The sequence below is a fragment of the Rhizobium johnstonii 3841 genome (assembly GCF_000009265.1).
Lineage (GTDB): Bacteria > Pseudomonadota > Alphaproteobacteria > Rhizobiales > Rhizobiaceae > Rhizobium > Rhizobium acaciae.
The window spans coordinates 1,215,792-1,239,876 of the sequence record NC_008380.1 but is presented as its reverse complement, the minus strand read 5'-3'; the positions used below and the strand labels follow the sequence as shown (position 1 = coordinate 1,239,876).

Annotated in this window: 23 protein-coding genes and 3 pseudogenes; 14 read left to right on the top strand and 12 right to left on the bottom strand. The window is 60.6% G+C overall.

Features of this window, described 5'->3' with window-relative positions; translation table 11 throughout:
- Positions 1 to 413 precede the first annotated feature (413 nt).
- The 4 genes from RL_RS06060 (at position 414) to RL_RS06045 (ending at position 3,707) form a co-directional block, all read left to right on the top strand.
- Positions 414 to 1,529 (top strand): sensor histidine kinase, encoded by a 1,116-nt coding sequence (locus RL_RS06060; RefSeq protein ID WP_011650889.1) that lies wholly within the window; start codon positions 414 to 416, stop codon positions 1,527 to 1,529.
- A gap of 11 nt (positions 1,530 to 1,540) precedes the next feature.
- Positions 1,541 to 1,933 (top strand): response regulator, encoded by a 393-nt coding sequence (locus RL_RS06055; RefSeq protein ID WP_012756433.1) that lies wholly within the window; start codon positions 1,541 to 1,543, stop codon positions 1,931 to 1,933.
- A gap of 254 nt (positions 1,934 to 2,187) precedes the next feature.
- The gene (locus RL_RS06050; protein WP_011650887.1) at positions 2,188 to 2,979 is read left to right on the top strand and encodes an aldolase; all 792 of its coding nucleotides are present in this window, start codon (positions 2,188 to 2,190) and stop codon (positions 2,977 to 2,979) included.
- A gap of 128 nt (positions 2,980 to 3,107) precedes the next feature.
- Complete coding sequence (locus tag RL_RS06045; protein WP_011650886.1) at positions 3,108 to 3,707, top strand: c-type cytochrome; 600 nt, start codon at positions 3,108 to 3,110, stop codon at positions 3,705 to 3,707.
- A 51-nt stretch (positions 3,708 to 3,758) separates the two neighbouring features.
- Here the strand turns inward: RL_RS06045 and RL_RS06040 are convergent, their stop codons facing one another.
- The gene (locus tag RL_RS06040) at positions 3,759 to 4,109 is read right to left on the bottom strand and encodes a cupin domain-containing protein (RefSeq protein WP_041936215.1); all 351 of its coding nucleotides are present in this window, start codon (positions 4,107 to 4,109) and stop codon (positions 3,759 to 3,761) included.
- Between the two features lie 145 nt (positions 4,110 to 4,254).
- Here RL_RS06040 and RL_RS06035 point away from each other — a divergent pair.
- The 3 genes and pseudogenes from RL_RS06035 to RL_RS06025 all read left to right on the top strand — a co-directional run.
- Positions 4,255 to 4,470, top strand: a pseudogene (locus tag RL_RS06035) (IS110 family transposase); the annotation flags it as partial.
- A 162-nt stretch (positions 4,471 to 4,632) separates the two neighbouring features.
- Positions 4,633 to 5,310, top strand: coding sequence for a winged helix-turn-helix domain-containing protein (locus RL_RS06030; RefSeq protein ID WP_028742872.1), 678 nt, complete (start codon positions 4,633 to 4,635; stop codon positions 5,308 to 5,310).
- On the top strand, positions 5,297 to 6,694 hold the full coding sequence (locus tag RL_RS06025) for a HAMP domain-containing sensor histidine kinase (protein WP_011650883.1): 1,398 nt from the start codon (positions 5,297 to 5,299) through the stop codon (positions 6,692 to 6,694). The genes RL_RS06030 and RL_RS06025 overlap by 14 nt, the downstream gene beginning before the upstream one ends.
- On the opposite strand, the gene RL_RS06020 is transcribed toward RL_RS06025, so the two are convergent.
- Positions 6,660 to 7,463 (bottom strand): glycosyltransferase family 25 protein, encoded by an 804-nt coding sequence (locus RL_RS06020; protein WP_011650882.1) that lies wholly within the window; start codon positions 7,461 to 7,463, stop codon positions 6,660 to 6,662. The two genes, RL_RS06025 and RL_RS06020, sit on opposite strands and share 35 nt — an antisense overlap.
- A gap of 330 nt (positions 7,464 to 7,793) precedes the next feature.
- Here RL_RS06020 and RL_RS06015 point away from each other — a divergent pair, with 330 nt between their 5' ends.
- Entirely contained in the window at positions 7,794 to 8,231 is a 438-nt protein-coding gene (locus RL_RS06015) for a hypothetical protein (RefSeq protein WP_011650881.1), read from the top strand.
- Positions 8,232 to 8,532: 301 nt separating this feature from the next.
- Here the strand turns inward: RL_RS06015 and RL_RS06010 are convergent, their stop codons facing one another.
- The 5 genes from RL_RS06010 to RL_RS05990 all read right to left on the bottom strand — a co-directional run bounded on the left by RL_RS06010 (position 8,533) and on the right by RL_RS05990 (position 14,450).
- Positions 8,533 to 8,892 (bottom strand): hypothetical protein, encoded by a 360-nt coding sequence (locus RL_RS06010; RefSeq protein WP_011650880.1) that lies wholly within the window; start codon positions 8,890 to 8,892, stop codon positions 8,533 to 8,535.
- Positions 8,893 to 9,022: 130 nt separating this feature from the next.
- Positions 9,023 to 10,519, bottom strand: coding sequence for a DUF1254 domain-containing protein (locus RL_RS06005; RefSeq protein ID WP_011650879.1), 1,497 nt, complete (start codon positions 10,517 to 10,519; stop codon positions 9,023 to 9,025).
- Between the two features lie 54 nt (positions 10,520 to 10,573).
- The gene (locus tag RL_RS06000) at positions 10,574 to 11,251 is read right to left on the bottom strand and encodes a hypothetical protein (protein WP_011650878.1); all 678 of its coding nucleotides are present in this window, start codon (positions 11,249 to 11,251) and stop codon (positions 10,574 to 10,576) included.
- A 9-nt stretch (positions 11,252 to 11,260) separates the two neighbouring features.
- The gene (locus RL_RS05995) at positions 11,261 to 13,681 is read right to left on the bottom strand and encodes an arylsulfatase (protein WP_011650877.1); all 2,421 of its coding nucleotides are present in this window, start codon (positions 13,679 to 13,681) and stop codon (positions 11,261 to 11,263) included.
- Between the two features lie 472 nt (positions 13,682 to 14,153).
- On the bottom strand, positions 14,154 to 14,450 hold the full coding sequence (locus tag RL_RS05990; RefSeq protein ID WP_011650876.1) for a hypothetical protein: 297 nt from the start codon (positions 14,448 to 14,450) through the stop codon (positions 14,154 to 14,156).
- Positions 14,451 to 14,739: 289 nt separating this feature from the next.
- Here RL_RS05990 and RL_RS05985 point away from each other — a divergent pair, with 289 nt between their 5' ends.
- Together RL_RS05985 and RL_RS05980 are read left to right on the top strand one after the other, a co-directional pair.
- Positions 14,740 to 15,108, top strand: coding sequence for a hypothetical protein (locus RL_RS05985; protein ID WP_049778362.1), 369 nt, complete (start codon positions 14,740 to 14,742; stop codon positions 15,106 to 15,108).
- Positions 15,095 to 15,790 (top strand): class I SAM-dependent methyltransferase, encoded by a 696-nt coding sequence (locus tag RL_RS05980; protein ID WP_011650874.1) that lies wholly within the window; start codon positions 15,095 to 15,097, stop codon positions 15,788 to 15,790. The genes RL_RS05985 and RL_RS05980 overlap by 14 nt, the downstream gene beginning before the upstream one ends.
- A gap of 143 nt (positions 15,791 to 15,933) precedes the next feature.
- Here the strand turns inward: RL_RS05980 and RL_RS05975 are convergent, their stop codons facing one another.
- Positions 15,934 to 16,989 carry a linear amide C-N hydrolase gene (locus tag RL_RS05975; protein ID WP_011650873.1) on the bottom strand — a complete coding sequence of 352 codons (1,056 nt, stop codon included), beginning with the start codon at positions 16,987 to 16,989 and terminating at the stop codon, positions 15,934 to 15,936.
- A 485-nt stretch (positions 16,990 to 17,474) separates the two neighbouring features.
- Positions 17,475 to 17,984, bottom strand: coding sequence for a nucleoside kinase (locus RL_RS05970; RefSeq protein ID WP_011650872.1), 510 nt, complete (start codon positions 17,982 to 17,984; stop codon positions 17,475 to 17,477).
- A 60-nt stretch (positions 17,985 to 18,044) separates the two neighbouring features.
- On the opposite strand from RL_RS05970, the pseudogene RL_RS37330 reads away from it, so the two are divergent.
- From RL_RS37330 to RL_RS40440, 4 genes and pseudogenes are all read left to right on the top strand, one after another.
- A pseudogene (locus RL_RS37330) lies at positions 18,045 to 18,335 on the top strand (GyrI-like domain-containing protein); the annotation flags it as partial.
- A gap of 121 nt (positions 18,336 to 18,456) precedes the next feature.
- Positions 18,457 to 19,983 carry a winged helix-turn-helix domain-containing tetratricopeptide repeat protein gene (locus tag RL_RS05960; protein ID WP_041936213.1) on the top strand — a complete coding sequence of 509 codons (1,527 nt, stop codon included), beginning with the start codon at positions 18,457 to 18,459 and terminating at the stop codon, positions 19,981 to 19,983.
- 335 nt (positions 19,984 to 20,318) lie between these two features.
- The gene (locus tag RL_RS40445) at positions 20,319 to 20,663 is read left to right on the top strand and encodes a hypothetical protein (protein WP_080667650.1); all 345 of its coding nucleotides are present in this window, start codon (positions 20,319 to 20,321) and stop codon (positions 20,661 to 20,663) included.
- Between the two features lie 261 nt (positions 20,664 to 20,924).
- Positions 20,925 to 21,056, top strand: a pseudogene (locus RL_RS40440) (AAA family ATPase); the annotation flags it as partial.
- A 209-nt stretch (positions 21,057 to 21,265) separates the two neighbouring features.
- Here the strand turns inward: RL_RS40440 and RL_RS05950 are convergent.
- From RL_RS05950 to RL_RS05940, 3 genes are read right to left on the bottom strand one after another with little or no spacing between them, the layout of a single operon-like run.
- Complete coding sequence (locus tag RL_RS05950; protein ID WP_011650869.1) at positions 21,266 to 22,033, bottom strand: anti-sigma factor family protein; 768 nt, start codon at positions 22,031 to 22,033, stop codon at positions 21,266 to 21,268.
- Entirely contained in the window at positions 22,030 to 22,557 is a 528-nt protein-coding gene (locus RL_RS05945) for an RNA polymerase sigma factor (RefSeq protein WP_011650868.1), read from the bottom strand. Before RL_RS05945 ends, RL_RS05950 begins: the two co-directional genes overlap by 4 nt.
- Positions 22,558 to 22,608: 51 nt before the next feature.
- Complete coding sequence (locus RL_RS05940; RefSeq protein ID WP_011650867.1) at positions 22,609 to 24,069, bottom strand: YncE family protein; 1,461 nt, start codon at positions 24,067 to 24,069, stop codon at positions 22,609 to 22,611.
- Positions 24,070 to 24,085 lie beyond the last annotated feature (16 nt).

The following is a 24,085-nucleotide window of genomic DNA, read 5'->3' as shown; positions in this document are numbered from 1 at the left end:
TTTCAACCCTCCTCGCATCTGGCGAGGAGGGTTGAGGCGTTGATCTCCCGCACCGGTCGGTGCTTGAGATCCGCCGTGGACAAAACCCTTTCGGAGATTACCGAGGGAGGCGAAGTGCACCGCGAGCTTCACGCAGCCGACACGATCCGGACAATCGAACGCTCGCACCTGCTGTTGGTGGGACGGCGCTTTCCGGAAAGGCTTCGGCTGCGTGTTCGATGGCCTTGCTCCCAGAAGTGAATATTCGTCATCATCGGCTCATCGCTTCGACATGGCAGCCGCGATATTTAATATGAAGGGATTACCTCTCAGGCGTGTTACGGTCTCTCTGTCGGGCTGAGCCTTCTGGCCGGTTGGCATTGTTGCCGAGTGATGACTTGCTCCGCGAGTCTCCGGCCCATGAGGGCCTCTCCATGCAAAAGATTCCCACTGTGCATTTCGAGGCGGCGAGCACTCTTGCCGTGGTGGTATCGTCCAATGAACCGCTGCTTTTCCTGTCCGACGACCAGAAGGTCATTGCGGCCAGCGCATCCTTCTGCCGGGTCTTCGACATCGACCCCAAGACCGTTTGCGGCCAAAGCCTCAGCGACATTGGAAACGGCGAATGGGCGATGCCCCAGCTTGCGTCACTGCTGACGGCCACCGCCTCGGGAAGTGCCACCATCGAGGCCTACGAAATCGACTTTCAACGGTCAAACCAGAAAGCACGGCGCTTGGTCGTCAATGCACGGACGCTCGATGACGGCGACATCGACCATATTCGCCTGCTTCTGGCCATCACCGACGTGACCGATGTGCGCGCCGAAGCTCGGCTGAAAGATGATCTCGTTCGCGACAACGCGATCCTGCTGCAGGAAGTCCAGCACAGGGTCGCAAACAGCCTTCAGATCATTGCCAGCGTTCTCATGCAGAGCGCCCGGCGGGTCCAGTCGGAGGAAGCGCGCGGGCATCTCCACAACGCCCATCACCGGGTCATGTCGATTGCGGCCCTGCAACGCCAACTCTCCATGTCCAACGGCGGCAAGGTTGAACTCCGTACCTATTTCACTCAGCTTTGCCAAAGCCTCGGCGCGTCGATGATTGCTGACCCCGAAAGGCTTTCGATTCAGGTGATGGTCGACGACAGCGCCGTGGAGGCGGATGTTTCCGTACGCTTGGGGCTTGTCGTGACCGAGCTTGCCATCAACGCCCTCAAGCACGCCTTTCCCGTTGAACGACCAGGCGCAATCGTCATCGCCTATCGATCATCCGGCAAGGATTGGACTCTCTCCGTTACCGACAACGGCATCGGCATGCCTGCAGGTCGCGATGCACCAAAGGCGGGACTGGGGACCGGCATTGTGGAGGCGCTGGCAAAGAGCCTGCATGGTGACATTCAGTTAAGCGATGCGGGTCCCGGCACCGCCGTTACAATCCGCCACCGGGAAAGCGCCGGTTTGCGAACCGACCTTTCTACGGCCGCTTCGGAACCGAATGGCTTGCGAAACGCTATCCCTGCGGAGCCCACGCGGCTCGCACCTCCAATCTGACCGAGTGAGCAATGAATTATGGCAAAGCGGTCGTCCTGGTCGTCGAAGACAGCACGATTATTCGGATGAGTGCCGTCGATCTGGTATTCTCTGCGGGTTACGAAGCGCTTGAGGCGTGCGATGCGGACGAGGCAATTCGTATCCTTGTGTCGCGAAACGACATCGATCTGGTTTTCACCGATGTTCAGATGCCCGGCACGATGGACGGCATCAAACTATCCCATTACATCCGAAATCGGTGGCCGCCTGTCAGGCTGATCGTTGCCTCCGGCGCGGCAATCCTCGAAGAGAGCGATCTCCCCATGGGAAGCAGAGCCTTCTCGAAACCCTACGACAACCACGCAATTACCGATGCAATGGCTCATCTGCTGTCGATCGGGAACACGCCTGAGCTGGTAAGTTAAGTGTTTTTCGACACCCCTCGGGTCGAGCCGCGGGTGAGACGATCCGCCATCCGCTGCGCCGACGAGGAGTTTGGCGGAAAGCACCGCCCCACCCTCGCTCATCCCAGGCCTCAGCCCGGGATGACGGAGGGTGGGTAAAAATATGCAGATGAAGCGAACCATGTTTGTATCCAGCCGACTTGATGCGAGGCTGATCCGGGCGTAGTTCAGGACAATAGCCACCCTCTCCTTCGACACCGATCTGAAACGAACCCATGGCGCACTCCCTCAATACAGCCCCAACGCCCACCGGCGGCCCCAACCAGCCGAAACTCGATACGGACGACATCTGGCAGGCCCGCGTCGATCTTGCCGCCTGCTTCCGGATGGCGGCAAGGCTCGGCATGGAGGAAGGGATCTGCAACCACTTCTCGGCCGTCGTTCCTGGATATGACGACCTGTTCATCGTCAACCCTTATGGCTACGCTTTCGCCGAACTGACGGCCTCGATGCTGTTGATCTGCGATTTTCACGGCAACGTGGTGTCGGGCAGCGGGCAGCCCGAGGCCACCGCCTTTTACATCCACGCCAGGATTCACAAGAACATTCCCCGCGCCAAGGCGGCATTCCACACCCATATGCCTTATGCCACCGCCCTTTCGATGACGGAGGGCGATCCCCTGATCTTTGCCGGGCAGACCGCATTGAAATTCTATGGACGCACGGCCGTCGACCGCAACTATAACGGCCTGGCGCTCGACGCGCGCGAGGGCGATCGGATCGCGGCCGCGATCGGCGATGCCGACATCGTTTTCATGAAGCACCACGGCGTGATGGTCTGCGCACCTAACATCGCCGAGGCCTGGGACGATCTCTATTACCTCGAGCGCGCCTGCGAAGTGCAGACGCTCGCCCTGTCGACCGGACGCGAAGTCCTTGCCGTCGCGCCTGAGATTGCGGACGCGGCGTACCGGCAAATGCGCGAAGGCGACCCGGAGTCGGCCCGGCTCCATCTGGAGTCCGTCAAACGCGCGCTTGATCGCAGCGAGCCCGAATACAAGCGCTGAGCCGCAGCTCGCGGTCTAGGGCGTGAACTCATAAAGACGCAGCCATAGTCGGATGGAGGCGACGGGGGTTCGCTCGCCAATGGTTGCATCTTCTGATAAGATCAGCCTCACATATCTGGAGGCCTCGCATGCCCTGCAGCAGCGCGCTCGCTCCGTTCGTCATCGCCGCTCTCGTGGCCCTCGGTCCACTGCCGGCTGGAGCGCAGAACAATGCTGCGCCACCGCCGGCGGCGATCTCCCACAAGGCCAAGCTTTGCCAGATGTGTCACGGTAGGAAAGGTCTGCCGACTGTTAAGAACACGCCGATCATCGCCGGCCAGCACGAGTCCTCTTTGCTGATAGGTTTGCAGGAATATCGCAATGGAGCGCGCACCGACGAGCTCATGGGCCGGATCGCGAAGAATCTTTCCGACGACGACATGAAGGCGCTTGCGGCCTACTTCTCCGCACTGCCTTGGCCCGCCTACCGCGAGCCGGCCGACGCAGCGAGCATTACCCGCTTCCAAGCGCTCGACGTCGAGAAGAAGTGCACCTCGTGCCACCGGGAGGGTTTCGTCGGATACGCCAACACTCCGCGCGTCGCAAATCAGAAGCTGGACTACCTGATCAAAACCCTCTCCGACTTTCACGATAACAAGTGCCCGAACATGCCCCGCATGACGGCCTTGGTGCGCAATTTGTCGGCCGACGACATCGCTGCCATGGCTCACTATCTTGCCGGCCTCTGACGATCAGTTCGGGGGTCGGCGATCGACCGGATAGGGCCGCCGCACGGCGCTCTAGGCGTGTGCCGGCCGCCAATGCGGATAGGTGACATAGGCGGTGAGCGCGCCCTCCTCGTGCGAGCGGATGGTCACCGTTTCACCTTTGGGCATGTAGACGATCTCGCCGGGGCCGGCGGTGACCGTTTCCCCGTCCGTGGAGACCGAAAGCCGGCCTTCCAGAACGATCATGACGTCGTCAACCGCCATTGTCTCGGTCAGGCTCTGACCGGGTGCGTAGCGTCCATAGCCGATGGTGATCGGCCCTCCGTGCCGCTCATCGACCAGATTGCCGACGGAAATGTCTGCCTCCTGTCCGGGGGAACGCTCCAACGACGCATCGGCGATCGTGAACTTACGCATCTTCATCGTCTTCCTCCATTGCAGTGTGCAGAGGTAGCGCGGAAATTTCACACGCCAAGACGGTGCAAACGCTCGAGGAGGAGGTTCCCGGTCTTATGGTTTCCTCGCCATAGAGAACGGCGGGTGGAGCATGGCAACGCGCCATATCGCCGGCGGCCGCGCCACCGTCAGATGCACCCTCTATATGGCTACGCTCTCGGCCATCCGTTGCAACCCGGCCATCAAGACCTTCCACAAAAGGCTGCGCGACGCGGGCAAACCGCCCAAGGTCGCCATCGCCGCCGCCATGCGAAAGCTCATCATCATGATCAACACTATTCTTAGAAGACGAACCCCATGGAACCAGCCCCAACAACACGGTTGCTGAGGTGCGCAGGCCAAGGCCGGAGCCTCGAAGGACGAGTGCCGGTGGCGACACGGTTGCGTCTGAAGCCGCTCCCCACCCAGCACCTTACCAATTCGTAAGTTGTCGCCAAGCCGTCCTCTCGCTAGATCTCGCCATCCACGCATGCCGGGAATGATCGGGCTGATGCGAATCCTGCTTATCGAGGACGATACCAAGACGTCCGATTATATCGCCAAGGGCTTTTCCGAGGCCGGGCATGTCTGTGATGTGGTCGGCGACGGCCGGGACGGGCTGTTTCAGGCGCAGCGCGAGGCCTATGACGTCATCGTCGTCGATCGCATGCTGCCGGGTCTCGATGGACTGGCGATCGTGCGTTCGCTTAGGGCTGCCAAGGTCGGCACGTCGGCGCTGTTCCTGACGTCGATCGGCGGCGTCGACGATCGGGTCGAGGGGCTGGAGGCGGGCGGCGACGATTATCTGGTCAAGCCCTTTGCCTTCTCCGAGCTGATGGCGCGCGTCAATGCGCTTGGCCGGCGGCCGCCGGTGCAGGAGCAGCGGACGGTGCTGAAGGTTGCCGATCTCGAGCTCGATCTGATCCGGCGGGAGGCCCGCCGCGCCGGCCAGGTGATCGAGCTGCAGCCGCGCGAATTCACCCTGCTCGAGGTGCTGATGCGCGGCGAAGGCCGGGTCATCACCAAGACGATGCTGCTGGAGCGGGTCTGGGATTTCCACTTCGATCCGAAGACCAGCGTCGTCGAGACCCATATCAGCCGGCTGAGAGCCAAGGTCGACAAGCCGTTCCAGATCCAGCTTCTGCATACGGTCCGCAACACCGGATACAGCCTGCATGCGCCTCGCTAGCCTGCGCAGGAGCACGCCGTTCCGCCTTGCCGTCACCTTCGGCGTGCTCTTCGTCGTCGCCTTCATCCTGAGCGGCGCGATCATCTATCACATGCTGCAGCTCGGCCTTGCGCGTGATCTCGAACAGTCGCTCAACGAGATGAATTCGCTTATTATCTCGACCTACGAGCCCAACGACACCGAAGATCTGATCAACACGCTGAACAATTATGCAAGCTTCCAATCGACCTCCGACGGGCTTTATTCGCTGACGGATGCAGGCGGGCGCAAACTTGCCGGCAATTTCGCCGCACCCCGCATCCCGAACGGCGTCTATACCGTCACCTCCAGGGATGTCGGGCTGAAGGGGCATGAACGCTACCGGATGCAGGTGTCGACCATCGGCCCCTACAGCCTGGTGGTGGCGGAAAACTTCAACGATGTCGACGAGATGCTGCGGATCGTGCTGGTCAGCTTCGAATGGGCGGCCGCGATCGTCGTCGCGACCGCGATCGGCGGCGGCGTCTTTCTCGCCGTTCGTGCCCAGGCGCGGCTGGACCGGGTCGCCCTCACCATGAACGACGTCTCCCACGGCGCGCTCGACGCCCGCATTGCCATCTCCGGCAACGGCGACGATCTCGATACGGTGGCGATCCAGATCAACGCGGCGCTGGAGCGGCTGCAGAGATTGGTCGAGAGCATGCGGCAGGTGAGCGCCGATATCGCCCACGATCTGAAGACGCCTCTGAACAGGCTGCGCCTGACGCTGGATGCCGCCGTGGCCGGAAACGACCAGCAGGCGGATGTTTCGGCGCTGCTTGACGAAGCGAGACACGAGAGCGACCGGATCAACGCCACCTTCGAGGCGCTGCTGCGCATTTCCCAGATCGAGGCCGGCGCCCGCAAGGAGCGTTTCCAGGCGACCGATATCGACGCCGTGCTTGCCGTGATTTCCGAGGTCTATGTCGATGTCGCCGAAGACGCGCTGATGTCGCTTGATATCACGGAGCGGTGTCCCGCGCTCATCCGGGGCGACCGCGATCTGTTGACGCAGATGATCGCCAACCTGGTGGAAAACGCGATCAACCACTGCCCTGATGGAACCGACATCACGGTTTCGCTCCGCCGCCAGGGCGGCCGCGCCATCGTCTCGGTCGCCGATAGCGGCCCCGGCATTCCCGCCGGCGAAAGGGACAAGGTCTTCCGCCGTCTCTACCGGCTCGACAAGAGCCGCGCGACGCCGGGAAGCGGCCTCGGGCTCAGCCTCGTCAAGGCGATCGCCGACCTGCATTCGGCTGAGATCACCATGGCCGACAATCATCCCGGCCTCATCGTTTCGATCGGCTTCCCGCTGATGCCGGCGGCAGCTCCTAACTTCTCAGCCGCCATGCCGCGAGCCGGCTGAAGCGGGCCGCAAAGCGGCGCAGCTCGGCGGCGGCGCGATACGGCAGCACGCTCCACGGCCGGCGGCGGCCCAGCCGATAGGCCGAAAGCCCGGCCTGGATCTGGGAACAGGGATCGGCCCTTTGGCTGACCGGCAGCGGATCGACGAAGCAGGCGCTCAGTCCATCATCGAACTCCAGATCGAAGGCGAGATCATAGGGCAGACGCATGGGGACAAGCACACCGGCAATCCAGCCTGCTGCCTTGCGGTTGATGAGATAGGCGCCGGACCCCTTCTCGCGGGTGAGCGCAATGGCGAGCGAGCGCGACGCGGTCAGCGGCTCCACCTTGTGCTTTTTCCCGGAATTGACGGTCGACAGCCGCAGGATGTCCCAGCGCGCCTGGTGATCGAGGGCGGCATCGAGCAGCTCGGCCAGATCGTCATCGAAATCGAGATCGTCTTCCAGAATGAGCGCGAACTCGGCAGGGCTGCCGAGGAAGCGCTTGGCGCATTCGACGTGGCTGAGATAACAGCCGATCTCGAAAGGGTTCGGCCGGCGGCCGTGCCGGCTGAGATAGGCTGCGTCGTCGAAGCCCGGATGCGGCAGGCTCAGCCCTGCCCCATCGACCGCCGCCACGCGCTCGAAGGCAAGGCCGAAGCTTGCCAGCAGGCGTTCCATTCGAAACCTGCGCAAGGGCGCACGATCGAGATTGATCAGGTAGGTGTTCACCCGCAGGCTGACCGGATGAAGGGCCGGCATAAGGGCGGCAGGTGCGGCGCGCATGTTCATGAGAGAGCTGACCTCGACTTGGCAATGATGGCGCCAAGCTGCGCTCCAAACCTCACCGGGACCTCGCTGGAACCATACATTTTCGTAAAGTGCGGCGGTCGGGCGGCCGGGGCGGCATTCTTACGGATTGGTATGATCCCGGCAAAGCGCGCGTAAGAATGCCGCGCTACCAGCACTCCTGCGGCATGCAGTGGACGCCTCCCTTCCCGCGATCGAAACGACAACCCCGCGCCTTCGATGACGACAGCGACCCACTGCGTGCCGCGCCGGATGACCCCTGGCTTGAGCAAGCCGCTCAGCGCCCACTCTCAAACCTGACGGAGACCAACGATGAAATCACGTGCCAGACTGCTGCCGCTTTTCGCCGGAACCGCCATCGCCTGCTCGGCCGGAGCAAGCTTTGCCGCCACCACCGTGATCAATGTCACGGAAGATGGAGAAGGCGGCGGGGCGATGTCGCTGAAGCTCGACCCGCCAACGGTCAAAGCCGGGCCTGCGACCTTCGCAGTCCATAATGATGCGATGACGGAGCAGCATGAAATGGTCGTCGTTCGCCTGAAATCTCCGGACCTGCCCATTCCGCTCAACGCTGCCAAGAACCGCGTCGATGAATCGAAGCTGAAAAGCCTGGGCGAGGTTTCCGACCTGAAGCCAGGCGCCAGCGGCAAGCTGAATACCAGGCTGGCGCCGGGGACATACCTGCTCTTCTGCAACATGAAGGGGCACTACGAAGCCGGGATGGAAGCCAGGCTGACGGTGACGCCGTAGGGCGGTGCAAACTCGGCCCAATCTCTTCCGCCGCGCGGCCAGGATGGCCGCCGGCGACAGCAGACCAAGCCAACTCGCTCGCGGCAAGAGGCTCGACCGCCATATCGGACGAGAGCAAAGTCAGATCGGCGCATGCCGAAGGTCATGGCGTCGACTGCCGAAGATCGCAGCTATCGTTGCATCGCCCATGATCTGGCCATCAGCAGGAATACCGCTGCTGATATCGCCAGGTGCAATCGCGCGCGGCGAATGACTTGATTGCGGCCATGGGGAGACATTCATCGTCAACCGGAACATGAGCTCATCTCGCCCCGGAGCCGAGCCAAGTCCGAACGAGAAGAATTGATAAGACTGCGTGAAGCACCATCGCGGGCCATAGAAGGATGCCCACCGACTGCGCCAGGACACCCAAATAGCAAAGATAAATGGTCGCGAGGAGATTGTAGATGAGCATCGCCCGTGCGACAGACCGCGCGGAAGGGTCAGGCCAAGCCGTCAATGCAAAGCCCAGCAGGACGATGCCTGCGAGCCGACCGAGTGCTTGGCCCGGTTCGGACAATTCGCCTTCCAACACCAGCCGCCCAAACAGCACTGGGCTGACGAGCAGGATCAGGCCGGTAGCGGCCAATTCAACGGCAGCAGCAGTGGTAGCCCATCTCATGAAATTTCACCTCAAGGCAACTTGCCCAACAATTGCTGAATGCCGACCTGCCGGCCGTGAAAGCGGACATTCCGGCGCTCCTCTCTCGGCGCCCTCGCTCGCCATAGCGCCGACGAGATCAAGATTTGCGTCATGCCATCTTCTTGACTGGCGGAATTTTGTAAGAGCCATCATAGGCCGCCCGCTCCGGGAAATAGTTGCGGAGCGTGAGGTTGAACTGCCCGAGCGGCGTCGGCAGCCAATTCGACTCCTTGTCCTTGCCAGGTGAGGTCGCCTGCAAGTAGATGTCCAAGGATCCGTCAGGGTTGAACTGGAGCGGCATCCACGGGGCGATGGCGTAGCGATCGAGAATGTTCCGCTCGTAAAAATTGCCCTTGTATTGCGACACCGACCAGGTGCCGTTGGTCGGCGGCAACTGATCTTTCTCGAACCGCATGACGTATGCGTTGGCGCTATCGAACAGGTGACCGTCACCATCCACATAAGCCGTCGGATATACAGTATCTTCGCACATATCGGCGCCGAGCCCCATGTAGGCGACGCCGGCTCGGGTGTTGTAGTCGGTGCCATAGCGGCCCAGGTTGACCATATTGATCCAGCCGTTGACATTCTTCAGTTTGGTGACGCCTTCGGCCATCTTGATCTGAACTTCCTTCACGGCCTTTTGCAAACCCGCAGCGATGCCGCGATCGACTTTACTAATATCGAACGGCTTACCGGGCTCGATGCCCAGCCGATGCAATCGCTTAAGGGCCCGAGTGTCTTCGGCATAGGGAGGGTTGTCTTTCATCGCTGTGGCGAGGCGGTTAAAGAATGTGCCGGCATCCATTTGCGCCACCTGGTCGGGCGGTGTGATCTTGACATCGACCTTGCCGTTAACCCGCACCTTTTTTGGAGGCGTGTAAGACTTGCCCCATGCACTCAGGGGCGTCAGCTTGTAACCGGCCTGGATCGCATTGACCGCTGCGAAATCTTCCGGTCCGTTAGCCTGCGTCTGGCCAAGAGCCCACGCATATCTGGTTGATGAACGGAACGTTTCCTTGATGTCTGCGGGGGCTGTACCTTTCCAATTTGGTCCAACAATTAAAAAATGACCGGGCGAGGTACCCGTCGTCCTCTTGCCAGCTGAACCGAAGACATCGGTCCACATATTCATGATCGAGAAGACATAGTAGCGGTCTTTGGTGTCGGGGACCGAAAGAACAATCGGATCGTTCTCCAAATCCAGCCAGCCAGTCGTCCACAGCGAATTCAGGCTGATCCGCACGACGTTCTTGAAATCTGGGCTCACGTAGGTCGGCATCTTGGCAAGCTGGTTGATGGGCGCTGCAGTGCCGTCCGCATTCGGCGCCGGGGCTGCGGTAAGCACGTCGCGTGTCACGTCCATCATCACAAGCGGATAGCCAAAAACGTATGATTCCATGCCCAGGAAGTAGGCAGCAGCTTCACGGGCATCGTCGGGAAGATCCTTCAACTCCCCGGTAAGCTCGTCCCACGACCGTTCCAGCATGTTCGCGGCGATGCCGCGCCTGGGCGCGAGGAGAGCGGTGGCGGCGAGCGCCAGCGCTGCCAACTCAAGGTCGCGCCGGCGAATGGCAAACAGGCTAGATTTTTCATTCGGAGTCATGACGGCCTCCTTGTTTCTATTGAAGCGGCTCTTCAGGGCCGCAGTGGGGCTGCTTCAGTTACACGGGGGTAGCGGGTAATAGCCGCAGACCGGCGCGCCGACGTACGGATGATAATAGGGGTGGTAGTAGGCACCCGCTGCTGCTGCACCGGCTGCCGCGCCATACCAAGCGCCTCGGTACGCGGTTCGCCGAGCCGCGCCCGCGAAGGACATGGGCGTCCGCGGCATGCCGATGATGTCGATGAAGATCGAGGCCGGTCCATCTGCCTTGCTGAGACTGCCCTCAAGCACATCCACCTTGAACGTTAGGTCGGTGCCGTTGAGTTTCGGGTCCTTTAGAACGACGACGGCGTCTTCGACGTCGGAGGCATCCTTGTTGAGGACCGAGACGGTGGCATTCGGCGGGTCTTTTTCGAAGCTGCCCCCCTCAGCCCATTCTTCCAACAGGTGCGTTGTGAGCGCGTGCCCGGCGGAGCGAACCGGGCGGTCGGCAAACAGGATTGAATTGTTGGAGATTCCTTTCAGTGTGAGCGTATCACCGCTCAACATGGCGCCTGCCGCGTTCATGACGATCAGAGACGGGACGATTTCGTCCTTCTGCGTGCTCGTGGTGCCGATGCTCTTTGCGGTCGGGGCCTTGATGGCATTTTCGGCCATCGATGCCGACGGCGGCAGAACGGCGCTAAAGGCCGCGCTCATCGCGGCTGCGCAAATGGTTTGCCTCAGGCTCATTGGTCGCTCCTACTGTAGGTTGAAGGTCAGCTTGTCGATTTTGCCGGTGAATTTGAACGGAGTGTCGTAGCGGTATTCCAGCAGTGCGACCCCGGTGCGAGTGTCCAGGCCGATATCGAAGGTTTCGTCCTCAGGGAATGTAACCGGCGTGCCGTGTTCCAATACATTGGTGGCTACTTCCTTACCGTCCACTGAAAGGACGCCCGTGCCGCCTTTACCCAAACCGGGACCATCCGATTTGAAGTCGAAGACTATGGTGTGCTTGCCGGGTTCTAGTTCGGGGCCTTCCCACATGGTCCGCTTGAGGTCGAGGAGGTTGTAAAGGAACACGACCTTTCCTCGCCCGACGCCGAAGTCCCCCTTGCTGAGGAACAGGCCGTAGCCGCCGAAGCGTCCACCCTCGGTTACGATCATGCCCTCGGCACCGCCATCTGGTATCTCGACCTCGGTCGTGATGGTGTAGGACTTGTTCAGGATGCTTGGGGCAGCGCTCTTCGGCACACCGGTGAGTTCGCCAGCATAAGAAAACTCCGTTCGCCCCGCAGTGAGGTCCGGGCGCGGCGCGTTCCAGCGCGCAAGCGTCGAATTGTCGAGCGGCAGCACGTTGTATTTCTTGGCCTCGGAGTAGAACAGGTCCTGCATCTGCTTGAGCTTCTCAGGCATCTTGGCGGCGAGGTCGTTGAACTGGGTGGGGTCATTTTGGACGTTATAGAGTTCCCAGTTGTAGCCAGTGATCACATCCGGCGGCGTCGCTGTGCTTAGTTCCCATGGGAGAGTGGCGGGTGTCGTGGCCGCCACCCATCCGTCCTGATAGATGGCGCGATTGCCGAGCATCTCGAAGTATTGCGTCGTGTGTTTGGTTGGCGCATCGGTGTTTGCTTTGTCCCAGGTATACATCATGCTCACCCCTTCGATGGGGCGCTGCTCGATACCGTTGATTGCATCGGGTGCCGGGATGCCGGACGCCTCAAGAATGGTCGGCACGATGTCGATGACATGGTGGAACTGGCGGCGGATGCCGCCCACGTCGTTGATGTGGCCAGGCCACGACATGACCATGCCCTGGGCGGTTCCGCCGAAGTGCGACGGCACCTGCTTCACCCACTTGAACGGCGTGTCCATCGCCCAGGCCCAGCCCGCCGCAAAATGCGGGAACGTCCGTTCTGATCCCCAGAACGGATACCAGAGGAACTGGTCTTTGACCGGTACTGGGACGCCGTTGAACGTAGTGAACTCGTTCGGCGTGCCGTTGATCATGCCCTCGGCACTCGCGCCATTGTCACCCCCGATATAGATGATTAGGGTGTTGTCGAGTTCGCCAAGGTCCTCGACCGCCTGGATGACTCGTCCGATCTCATTGTCGGCGTAGGCAAGATAGGCCCCATAGACGTCCGCCTGCTTGATGAAGAGCTTCTTCTCCTCGAGACCAAGGGATTCCCATTCCGGCAGTCCCTTCGGCCACGGCGTCAGTTGGGCGTTCTGCGGCATGATGCCGAGCCGCTTCTGGTTGGCGAAGATCGTCTCGCGCAGCTTGTTCCACCCGTCATCGAACAGGTGCATGTCGCTGATCTTCTTGATCCACTCCGGCGTCGGATGATGCGGCGCATGGGTGGCGCCCGGCACATAATAGACGAGCCAGGGCTTGCCGGGCGCGATCTCCTTGAGCTGCTTGATGTGCTGGATAGCCTCATCGGCCATCGCCGTCTCCATGTTCCAACCGGGCTTGCCTTCGAACGGGTAGATGGCCGTCGTGTTGCGGAACAGGTTCGGTTGCCACTGGCTGGCGTCGCCGCCAACGAAGCCGTAGAAATAATCGAAGCCCATTCCCGTCGGCCACTGATTGAACGGCCCCGCCTGGCTCGACTGATAAGACGGTGTGTTGTGGTCTTTTCCAAACCACGACGTCGCGTAGCCGTTCTCTTTCAAAATCGTGCCGACGGTGCCTTTCTCGATCGGGATGATCGAATCGTAACCTGGGAACCCGGTCGCTATTTCGCCGACGACGCCGAAACCGACGGAATGGTGATTGCGCCCCGTGATCAACGCCGCCCGCGTCGGTGAGCAGAGCGACGTCGAATGGAAATTCGTAAAGCGCAGCCCCTGGTTCGCAATACGATCCATGGCTGGGGTGGGAATGACACCGCCGAAGGTGCTTGGGGCACCGAAACCCTGGTCGTCGGTCATGATGAGAAGTACGTTCGGCGCACCTTTCGGCGGCACGATGCGCGGCGCCCACCAGGGCCGGGAGTCAGACGCCCTCTCCTGGATAACGCCCCCGAATTTTGGATCTGGCGGCGGGAGCTGTTTTCCCTCGATGGTGGTCGTGGCTCCGGGTGAACCGGTGGTCCCTGTGACTTGTTGTGCCAACGCCGGGCCACAACCAAGGGCGAGCAAAGCCGCGCCCGCAAGCATATTCTGGCCAATACCCATAGCGGGCTCCCCCCATCAAAAAAAAGAAAACACCTGCGATAATTTAATAATATTCTAATATATGCGAACTTCGCGAACCCTACATTGACCAAGGTCAAACCAGCGGTTTAGTCGAAGGCGCGATGGGGCAAGTCTCTCTTCGCCGCGACTAAGCAGAGATAATCGTGGAAACTCGACCCTTATCGGACTGCTCGCCTCCCCATGCATTGGCCAGACTCAACCGTTAGCCGTTCACCAACGCTCGTGCGGCTAAACCGGTCAGAGTCCCCCATCGAGCAAATGTTGCCTGATGGCTTGGCGTGTCATTTCGCCCCGAGCCGCAGCCGACCCCACTCGGCGGCGCGCGCCTCTCGCCGGCGAGACAGGTATCCAGCGCATCGGCCCCGAAAATCGAAATCAGTTTCGGAAGGCACGATGCGAGGATTGAACGTGTTAGAGCGTCCTCAGCGCGTCTGAAAAGACGCGCGGCGCTCTAAATGACGGCGCTGCCGTTCGGGCCGATATACTCGGTCTTGAACCCATTCTTTCGGGCTTCGCGCAGGAAGGAATTCGCATGTGACAGATCGATGAGGGTTTCCTGGTCGCAAAGTTCCAGATGGTTGGCGCGCAACCAGTACGATCCGCGGGTGCTCACCACCCTCACCTGCCAGCCGCCTTCGTCCTGCTTCTCCAGCCGGAAGTCGGGAACCTTGCCATCCGGGATACCGGGATTGCCTGCCGACAGGTTTTTGGTGGCTTGCGGGGTGGCCGCTCTCGTCGCATGTCGCATCGGATGCTCCTTGGATTTTCTGGTGCGGTGATCTCGATCTCTTGGCTATGCTCTTTTCGCTGGTGTCGTTTGGGTGCCGCTGACGCGTGACCTGTCTGGCGGCGAACAAACGGATAATGGCTCGCTTTGAGACAGTCTTTGCGCTGGATCAAACTTCTGGATTTTTACGGACAGCCGGATCGTCTGGATCGCGCTTCAAGGTTCATCACTGATCCCTGCCTGATAACTATCATCATCGATCGTGTTCCGCCCAGTTGTGTCGGCATCGCTTTTCAAGAAAGGTTGCGACATGAGCAAACACACCGAGATCGACATCGACGCGCTCCGCAAAATTGGGTGGGATCATTGGGACCCTATAGGCATTCGTCAGCTCGATGATTCAGCTTTGCGAAACAACGCAGCCGAGGAATACGACACCTATCTCCTTCACGCCGCCCACATGATCCTGCAGGGCGCGACATGCGAAACGGTTGCTGCCTATTTCGATGACATGATTTCCGATTCCATGGCACTCGGACCTCCAAGCGAGGCCGTTCATCGCGCTTCCCTGCTTACGGCCGAAGCGATCTCTGCCATTTTGCAGGTCGATCGAGCGAGCGCCGACACACACGCGTCTTCGAACGATCTTCGGAAAGGGAAAAATCTTGGCCGAGAATGATTATGATGCGTTCGCGGCGGCTTATGACGCCGATAACGAGGTCAATGCCTGGAATGCCTATTACGAGCGGCCGGCTATTCTTGCCCTGGTTGGCGACGTCGCCGGGCTTTCCGTGCTGGATGCGGGATGCGGCGGCGGGGCGCATGCGGCAGCGCTGCTTGAGCGCGGGGCTATCGTGACCGGGATCGACGCCAGTGCCGGCATGCTCGACATCGCGCAACGTCGCCTGGAAGGGCGCGCGCGGCTGCTATCGGCGGATCTCAACGAGCCATTGCCGTTTACGGACAAGGCTTTCGATCTGATCCTTGCCTCGCTGGTCATGCATTACCTGCCCGACTGGTCGAAGCCTCTTGCGGAATTCAACCGGCTGCTGCCTGAAGGCGGCCGCCTGGTTTTTTCCACCCACCATCCCTTCATGGATCACGCCTCCACCGGCCGCGACAATTATTTCGAGACCTACAGCTTCGATGAGACCTGGCAGCGCGGCGGCAAGGATATCGCCATGCGCTTCTGGCATCGGCCGCTGCACGCCATGTTCGACGCGCTGAAGTCGGCCGGATTTCAGATCGATATCGTCAGCGAGCCACAGCCCGATCCGCAAGCCCGCGCGCTTTTTCCGCAGGCCTATCAGAGCCTGACGACCAAGCCGCGGTTCCTGTTCTTTTCAGTGGTGAAAGCGTGACGACGGGTGCCGGCGTTGGGGTCTCTTGACTCCATCGGGCGAGGTGTTCCGATCTTTGTGGCGGTGCTGCCTGCGTTGATCATCGCCCTCAGGCAGCTGTTGATCCATGCCGTGCTCTGTCAAGCCACTGGTCCAACGTGCGGCTAGAAGCCGATTTTATCGGGCGTAAACTTTGATGTTACGTCGCCGGTGAGGTTGATGTCGTCGGGATCGAGAACCTGAATAGGGCGGCCTTCGGAAAGGTCAAAGTTTGACAACGTCGTCCAGATGACATTGGGAGCGGTGGTGAACTCGAAGTAATAGGTCCGGTTGGTCAGGTCGATAGCCGTTCGGTACTCGGTGTTGTAGAGGCTGCCCGGCTCTCTGTTGGGGGCTCCGAACGGGACGGAAACATTGCGGGCGATGGCGAGGATAGCGGCGACGGCCTCCCGCGTATTCTTTGGTTCGGGGAGCCATTGGCGATAGTAGTCGGCGCGGATGAACCGGTCTTTCGCATCCGTGTTTCCGGGAATGGGCGTCTGGCGCGTGGCATTGTCAAAGTTATATTTGGCACGGTTGGCCAATTGCTGATCAAAAGACGGGTCATTCGTCATGATCCGATAGTCGCGGCTGTGGTAGATGGTTTTCTTCCCTCCGGGGATATACTCAATGATGGCGCTATCGCCCGTGGCGTCCTCAATGGCCAGATGGACAGTCGCCTTGATGCCCTCGTGGTCGACCATCAGCGGTTGGATGTTATCGAGAAGCGCAAGGCTTTCCTCCACACTTGCGGCATTGTCGAGCACGAATTGCCCCCAAAGAGCGGCTTGAAGGCCGGGCTTCTTAACGTCTCGAACGCCGAAATCTGTTGGGATGAAGTAGAGCAGGTGCATGGCGACACCTTTCTCATTGACGCCATCGGCTGTTCCCGCACCATACACGGATGTGACGATGCTGCCGTACTTTGAAACCCAGCGGGCCGGGTTGTTGCTCTCTATGCGTTGACCAGCGAATGTTCCGCCATCATGGGCTATGCCCCGTGGCAATACGGTTATGACGGGCTCGGTGCTCACAGGAAAATCCATCGTGCGTCCAACGAATACTCCGAGCCTATTTTCGTTCCAAAGCACGCGCGTACAGGCAAAAGCCGCTGAAAATGGCTGAACAAGAATTGCCACGAGCGCTGCGGTCAAGGGCAGCATCCGGCGAGCGATTGTCATGGGAGATAATCCTTACGTTCTTGATCGGAACTGGGCGGCACTTCGGCGTGTCAGGAATACTCGCTTGGACGACAGCGCGGCCAAAACACCCCTGAAGTCAGAGACGTCAGGGACTGCGGTTCTCTGTTCAAAAGAGCTCGCCAATTTGACGCGGCAACTTCGCCTGCTCTCGGAATTACTCAGAAACCACATATCAGCAGTTTAGATTGAGACCGTTGACCTGAATCAACAAAGGCTGATTTTGCCTGGCGGCATGGTTCCAAGGAAGCAGCGCATCGATCCGCCTTTGCTTATGGCCGCTGACGACGGCGGTGAAGGCGATGGCTGCTTTGCGCCCTTTTATCGGTGGTCAAGACACCCGGTTTCTCGTTCTGAGGGCTGCCGGTCGACGACGAGAGCGATAATGCCGCTGTGAGCCGTTCAGGCGGCTAGCGTTCCCGCAATAATCGAGTGCTTTCCATCCCATTCTCAATACTTTCAGGGCGTCAGGTGAGTTGAGCGAGGATATCGTCGACGACACTTGGGACAGTACCCGTCGTGTCGATATTGATGCCGATGGGAAGATATTCCCGGGTATGATGGTAGCGGAGCACCAGCGCCCGTTCGGCCGGCTCGAAGCCCGGCTCATTTGGCCGCCCATCCAATCGTCGGTTCAAGGTCTCAACGTCTATATCGAGCACGAAAACCTTGTCGAAAAGGTCCAGGAATTTGTGGAAATTGCGCGAGCCGCCACAGAAGAAGGTGGCAGGATGGGTGGTGTCGGCAGCAATAGCGCGGACCTTGTCGACACGCCAGATCCAGTGGGCGTATCCCCAAACGATGCGATCCGCGCCTGCGGGTGGTCCTGCGAATGCCTGGCCCGTCTCGGGGTCGCCGACATAGGCCAAGACCCGGTCACCATGGACGACATGGTAGCCCCGCCGCTCCAGTTCGGTAGCGACAGACGTTTTCCCAGTGCCGGAACCGCCTTCGATCAGATAGTTCTTGATTCCCATAGGCGCCGCTTATCATGGCCTTCGGTGAGAAGACACTCTACCTGGGAACGCTTCGCCAACGAAATGACGGCGGGTCTTATCCCCGGCTGGCGCTGCGCCGTGCTGCGCGTCCTCGGCAATTCCGACAATCGGGAGCCGGCCGCGCTGTTCCTCTATCGCGACTGGCTGCCGGCGGGCGGCGAAGAACCGAGGGATTCCCCCCTCTACTGCCAACGCCTCGCCTTCTTCCCAGAGGTGCCGGAGCATGAGACGGTGGCGGAGCTGTTCCTGCCGTTGGAACAGCCCGCCGGACGACGGCTTGCCGCTTCCGATCGCCGGAAGCGGACAGGCCGTTGTCCACGCCGCGCCTGAATAACGCGCGAGTCCGGTCGTTTGCTAAATTGCGCCGGCCAGACCCCTGAAAGAATGAAGAGCCGTCGGCGAAGACCTGGTGTATGCTGGGCGACGGGATCCGTCACACGTGGGGATCGTCATGGTCGGTTCGCCAGCAACTGCCACCCTTATCCTCAACGACAAGGTTGTCGTCGACCTGGAAGGCGAGACGCTCCGTCTTGAGAACGGCGATGCAATCGCCCTCAGGCCGCAGGCCTTTGCGGTCCTTCGCCACCTCGTCCAGAACGCGAACAGGCTGGTCAGCAAGGCCGAGCTGCTTGAAGCCGTCTGGGGAGGCGCCGCCGTTACCGACGACAGTCTCGTTCAATGCATCCACGAGATCCGGCGAGCGCTCGGCGACGAGCGGTATGCGGTCTTGGCCACCGTCTCGCGGCGGGGCTACCGCCTGTCGCTGGAGCGTAGCGACGAGAGTGCGCTCGGCGGCCCTTCGATCGCCGTGCTGCCGTTCGCCACCATGAGCGGCGGCGAGCCCAATGACTACTTCGCCGATGGCCTGGTCGAGGACATCATCACCAACCTCTCGAAGATCCCGGGTCTGTTCGTCATCGCACGCAATTCCTCCTTCGGCTTCAGGGGTGAGAAAGCCGACCTGCGCACAATTGCCGCCGAACTACGCGTTCGCTATCTGCTGCAGGGCAGCTTGCGGCAGTCCGGGGGGAGGCTGAGGATCTATGCCCAGCTTGTCGACGGCGCATCGGCCACTCATGTCTGGGCCGACAGGTTCGAGGGCGCGGCAACCGACGTGTTCGATCTCCAGGATCGGTTGACCGAGCAGATCGTGGGCTCGATCGAGCCGAGTGTCCGCCGTGCGGAGATCGAGCGTGCGCACCGCAAGCGGCCCGAAAGTCTGGACGCGTACGATCTCTACCTTCGGGCGCTGCCGCACGCCCACGCGAATACGCCCGCCCAGACGGACAAGGCCCTGCAATTGCTGGCGCGCTCGATCGAGCTTCAGCCCGACTATGTCGCTGCGCATGGCTATGCCGCATGGTGTTACGAGCAGCGCTACCTGCGCAACGGGTTGGATCCCGCAGACAAGGCGGCCGCACTCAGCCACGCCGATATTGCGTTAGGCATCAACAGCGACGACCCGCAGGCGATGAGCATCGGCGCGTTCGTCCGCGCCAACCTCACCCGGGATTACGACGCCGCCGTCGAGGTGCTCGACCGGGCTCTCGCATGGAACAACAATTCGACCCTGGCCTTTGGCTTCAGCGCTTTGGTCAGTGCCCACAGCGAGCGACACCAACGGGCGGTGGAACATGCGCACAAGGCGCTGCGGCTGAGCCCGCTCGACGATCCGCTGAGCTACCATCCCTACTGCGCACTGGCCCTGACCCACCTCTTTGCCGGCGCCTTCGCCGACGCAGCCAGATACGCCGCTCTGGCGGTCCGGGCAAATCCCGGCTTCAGCATCCCGTACGCCTATCTGGCGGCCAGCCACGTCGGCCTTGGCAATGTCGAAGCCGCGCACTCTGCGGCACGACGACTGATCGAGGTGGCGCCGAATTTCTCGGTCGGCGGCTACGTGCGAACGAACCTGTTTCAGCCGTACTTGATGGACGCGCTGGCAGCGGCCTTGCGAAAGGCAGGGCTTCCCGAATGAGGCCGGCCAGCGGCGACCAAACCGCGCGCCAGATGCGGCGCTGTCACAAGCCGCCGGTCCCCAGATCATATCCGTTGGACGGATAGACCAGTCGAGCCGCGATGCGAACAACATCTGCGTCATGAAACGTCCATGACGCATCTCCTGCCTTGGTCGGCGTCGAGGAATTCGCGGGCGACCATATCAGCAAATGCTTTTCTAATTCGAAACAGGGTCGGGCAAAGATGCCGATCGGGGAAATATCGTCATTTGATCGGAGTCCGTTCGTTACATGCGGCAGAACCTCGCTCACAATTACCGGCGGATTTGCGACCTGCCGCCCCGGAACACTAAAGATGAATCGCGCTTTGTATTTCTCAGCTATCCTATCGACGCTGTCTTGCTGGAATGGCGCTACCGCCCACGACACCGAGTCGGGATGGATCTATCCACCCGCTTGCTGCCGGGGGGGCAAAGAACGAGGCGATTGCCACGAAATTCCGAGTACCAGCGTGAGCACCGGTCCTGACGGTTTCAGAGTGCTGCTCAATCCGGGCGACCATCACCTCGTCACAAAGCAACACTTCTTCCGAATTCCGTATGGTGACACCATTCCGTCCGGAGACAGTCGTTTTCACATTTGCCTGCACCCAACCGAAGACCACGCGAACTGCTTCTTTGCCCCTCCTTACGGATCTTGATTTGCGAGGCATCGACGGCGCCGACGGGCGGGATGCCGGTAGTCAGCTTATCCTTGGAGGCACCACAAAGCGGCCAGTGGGTTGGACGACCTCACCGGTGAGCTCACCCATCCGTCTTGCCCCCCAAGCAGAGCGGTCCTACAAGACAGACCATGGCAACACACCTCTGATTGGCCGCGCCTTGCGGTCTTGAGCGAAGCGCAGTCCTGCACGACACTGCGGGGCCACTTCCCCTTGCCAAGACAAGATCAGAGATTTTCCATGCCCACGCTCTATCTCACTTGCGGTCTTCCCGGTTCGGGGAAGACGTCGCTTGCCAAGATCATCGAACATGAAGCATCTGCCCTTCGTCTGACCGGAGACGAGTGGATGCACAGGCTTTACCCCGGCATCCTCGGCATGTCGCCTTCCTGGTATAGGCTTGCCGGAAAGTGCCGCGGCGGAAGCCGGAACGCCGTCGGCAATAACCATTGCAGTTGCAGCGGCTGCGCTCAGGAGGCCGCGGCGCGAAGGGTAGATATCACGAGGCGTGATTTCGCGGGCCGCGATCTGAGGGAAGCGGCAGAGGGACATGATCTCACCTTTGACTTGGGTTTCAAGCGCTAGACTTGCGAGCGTACAGCATCAGCGATCGGGTGAAGCTCTTCTGACGGCAACGATCCAACCAGGCTGTAGCCCATGCCGTTCTTTGCCCAGCTCCAGCCGCGGATGTCGTCCTTGCCGCTTTTGACCATCGGCTTGTCCTGATCCGCCGTCATGTGGCGCGCGAGCATGACGATCCGGCTGCCCTTGTCGTTGTCATACATCAGCATGAAGCCAGGACCGCGCGCCGTCGGGATCACGCGACCGCCCATGAGGCGATAGCCCGACTTGCTGAGATCCGGGATAGCGGCAGAGCGCCCGAGCGTCGCGGCTGCAAACTGCTGCAGATTCTCGCTGCCGTCAAACCTGACTTCAACGGGGCGAAGCCGGTCGGGGGCGAAGACGCTGTAGCTCGCGGAAGCTTCCTGCGCGAGCGCAGCAACACCTTCCATCGATGGGATCGTGTAGCCTCTGGTGATCCAGCCGCCCGTCGCGCCGACGGCAAGCATCAGGACAGCAGCGGCAGCAAGCCGGAACCATTGCGGTCTACGGGAAATGGGGCGCGCTGCCATGATAGTCTCGAGGTTGAGCCTCGACGGCACAGGCTCGCGCGCCACAGCGTCCATTGTCAAGCGCAACGCCGCGGCTTGGGTCCGGTAGGAGGAGACACGTGCGGCAGCCTCGGGGTTCGCCAGCAGATATTCGGACACGTCGCGACGCCGCTCAGCATCGAGCGCATTGTCGACAAAGGCCTGGAGGTCGTCTTCGGTAATTGGTCTCATGGTCATTTTACCCTCCAGATATACGGGCGGCCGGCTGAGCCACCCGACGGCTTGGTTTCCAGTATCGTCCTTAACTGCTCCCGCGCTCGCGACAACCTCGACATCACGGTGCCGAGCGGAATTTCCAGTACCTTCGCCGCCTCCGCGTAAGTCAGATCTTCGACCGAGATCAGGAGCAGAATGCTGCGCTGATCCGGCGGCAGGCGTTCGATCGCCGCCATCACCTCATGGCCATAGACCGTATCCTCCTGCGTCGCCGCCCGCGCGCCCGTAGCCTCGGGAACGTCCTCGATTGGCACGGAGCCGCCACGCCGGGCATCCTGCCTGAGCCTATTCACTGCCAGATTGTGCAGAATGGCGAACACCCACGAACGCGGATTGTCGTCGCGCCGGCGGCTCCAGTTGAGAACCACCTTCTCCAGGCAGTCCTGAACGATATCATCAGCAGCTTCGATGTCCCGCACAAGACCTCTGGCGTAACGCCTCAAGGCAGGGATCATCGGCTCTACCTGTAGAAGCAAGTCATCCATATCCTGACCTCCAGACAGACGGCCCGCTGTTCCGCGGGCCGTCTGTTCGCTTTACTCCGCAGTTTGTACCTGCAGGACGTTGCCCGGCTTGCCGTCTTCAACCGAGGCAACCACGAGGTAGCGCCGCTCGTCCTTGTGCTTGGCTTCCACGATCTGCCGGATCGGCCCGACTGCGTTGACGATCGCCGAGCCGGCTGGGTTGGTCATAAAGCTTGAGAGGCCCTGGAGTGGTCCGCTGCCATCTGCCTTTTCGGAAAGTGCCAAAACATACATCTTCTTCGGCTCCAGTCCAGTGACGGATGCCTGCAGAACTTGGGTCAGACCCTGGTCGAACAGGGACACGCTCGTCGGTGCCTTGTTTACCTTGTCGCCCTTCATTTCGAGCTTCAGGTGAGCGGCGACGCCCGCGGTCCCGAGTGGTTGCAGGTTCTGCAGGCCATCGCCCTCCGGTACCGCGTTCGGGACATAATTGACAGCCTGCGCTGCTTGGCCGATCGGTATCGTGGCGATAACCTTGTTCGTCAGCGTGTCGATCGCAGCCATGGCGTCGGCGTTTTCCAGGCCGACATAGACGCGGGTCCCATCACCCGACGGCCAGATTCCGTGCGGCAGATTGCCGACCGGGATCGTCGCGACCTGCTCGAAATTGTCGGTCCGGAAGACCTTGACCTCGTTTAATCCGCCGACTGTCACGTAAGCGAAGCTGCCATTCTTGTTGGTGACGAGGTTGACGTGGTTGGTGATTGGTCCGGTATCGATCGTTTTGATCAGGTCGAATGGCGCCTGAGCATTGAACACCTGGGCCTTGCCGATGTCCTTCAGCGTGAACCAGACTTGCTTGCCATCCGGCGAGGCAGCGATATTCGGGCAGAACGGGCTCGCCTGCTTCACGTGGCCGACGATCTGATGGTCGGCGACGGTGACCACGACCGTCTCGGGGTTGAACGACGAGCAGATATAGCCGTACTTTCCGTCCGGCGAGAAGATCTGCATGCCAGGACCCGCAGGCACCTTGATCTGGGCCTTCTCCTCGAACGTGCTGGCGTCGATGACGGAAATGTAATCCTCACCCCGGACGGTGATCCAGACTTCCTTGCCGTCCGGGGTATAGAAGGCTTCATGCGGCGAGCGACCCACATAGGTCGTGTGCTTCACCGTGTTGGTCGCAGTGTCGATGAAGGTGACGGAGTTCGAGCCGATGGAGACGACCGCGATCGTCTTCTTGTCGGGCGAAAAGCCCATACCATGGACCAGAACCTGCCCCTTGTAGAGCGGCGAGAGGTTGCCGGGCTGAGGATCGCCAAGCTTGATCACGCCAAGAAGCTGGTTGGTCGCCGGATCGGTGACCGAGACCGTATTCGAAAACTGCTCGGCCGCGTAGACGCGGTCCTTACTGCTCACCGGAATATCCGGGGCGGAATCTGCGAAGGGCGCTTGGCCGGCGAAGGCAGAAAAAGGCAATAGCATGCTGCCCGCCAGCAAGCTGGCGGCGAAAGATGTCCGAATGTTCATGGGTAACGACCTTTAG

Coding starts and splice junctions, on each gene's coding strand:
- RL_RS06060 (WP_011650889.1), top strand. CDS start 414: ATGCAAAAGATTCCCACTGTGCATTTCGAGGCGGCGAGCACTCTTGCC.
- RL_RS06055 (WP_012756433.1), top strand. CDS start 1,541: ATGAATTATGGCAAAGCGGTCGTCCTGGTCGTCGAAGACAGCACGATT.
- RL_RS06050 (WP_011650887.1), top strand. CDS start 2,188: ATGGCGCACTCCCTCAATACAGCCCCAACGCCCACCGGCGGCCCCAAC.
- RL_RS06045 (WP_011650886.1), top strand. CDS start 3,108: ATGCCCTGCAGCAGCGCGCTCGCTCCGTTCGTCATCGCCGCTCTCGTG.
- RL_RS06040 (WP_041936215.1), bottom strand. CDS start 4,109: ATGAAGATGCGTAAGTTCACGATCGCCGATGCGTCGTTGGAGCGTTCC.
- RL_RS06030 (WP_028742872.1), top strand. CDS start 4,633: ATGCGAATCCTGCTTATCGAGGACGATACCAAGACGTCCGATTATATC.
- RL_RS06025 (WP_011650883.1), top strand. CDS start 5,297: ATGCGCCTCGCTAGCCTGCGCAGGAGCACGCCGTTCCGCCTTGCCGTC.
- RL_RS06020 (WP_011650882.1), bottom strand. CDS start 7,463: ATGAACATGCGCGCCGCACCTGCCGCCCTTATGCCGGCCCTTCATCCG.
- RL_RS06015 (WP_011650881.1), top strand. CDS start 7,794: ATGAAATCACGTGCCAGACTGCTGCCGCTTTTCGCCGGAACCGCCATC.
- RL_RS06010 (WP_011650880.1), bottom strand. CDS start 8,892: ATGAGATGGGCTACCACTGCTGCTGCCGTTGAATTGGCCGCTACCGGC.
- RL_RS06005 (WP_011650879.1), bottom strand. CDS start 10,519: ATGACTCCGAATGAAAAATCTAGCCTGTTTGCCATTCGCCGGCGCGAC.
- RL_RS06000 (WP_011650878.1), bottom strand. CDS start 11,251: ATGAGCCTGAGGCAAACCATTTGCGCAGCCGCGATGAGCGCGGCCTTT.
- RL_RS05995 (WP_011650877.1), bottom strand. CDS start 13,681: ATGGGTATTGGCCAGAATATGCTTGCGGGCGCGGCTTTGCTCGCCCTT.
- RL_RS05990 (WP_011650876.1), bottom strand. CDS start 14,450: ATGCGACATGCGACGAGAGCGGCCACCCCGCAAGCCACCAAAAACCTG.
- RL_RS05985 (WP_049778362.1), top strand. CDS start 14,740: ATGAGCAAACACACCGAGATCGACATCGACGCGCTCCGCAAAATTGGG.
- RL_RS05975 (WP_011650873.1), bottom strand. CDS start 16,989: ATGACAATCGCTCGCCGGATGCTGCCCTTGACCGCAGCGCTCGTGGCA.
- RL_RS05970 (WP_011650872.1), bottom strand. CDS start 17,984: ATGGGAATCAAGAACTATCTGATCGAAGGCGGTTCCGGCACTGGGAAA.
- RL_RS05960 (WP_041936213.1), top strand. CDS start 18,457: ATGGTCGGTTCGCCAGCAACTGCCACCCTTATCCTCAACGACAAGGTT.
- RL_RS40445 (WP_080667650.1), top strand. CDS start 20,319: ATGAATCGCGCTTTGTATTTCTCAGCTATCCTATCGACGCTGTCTTGC.
- RL_RS05950 (WP_011650869.1), bottom strand. CDS start 22,033: ATGACCATGAGACCAATTACCGAAGACGACCTCCAGGCCTTTGTCGAC.
- RL_RS05945 (WP_011650868.1), bottom strand. CDS start 22,557: ATGGATGACTTGCTTCTACAGGTAGAGCCGATGATCCCTGCCTTGAGG.
- RL_RS05940 (WP_011650867.1), bottom strand. CDS start 24,069: ATGAACATTCGGACATCTTTCGCCGCCAGCTTGCTGGCGGGCAGCATG.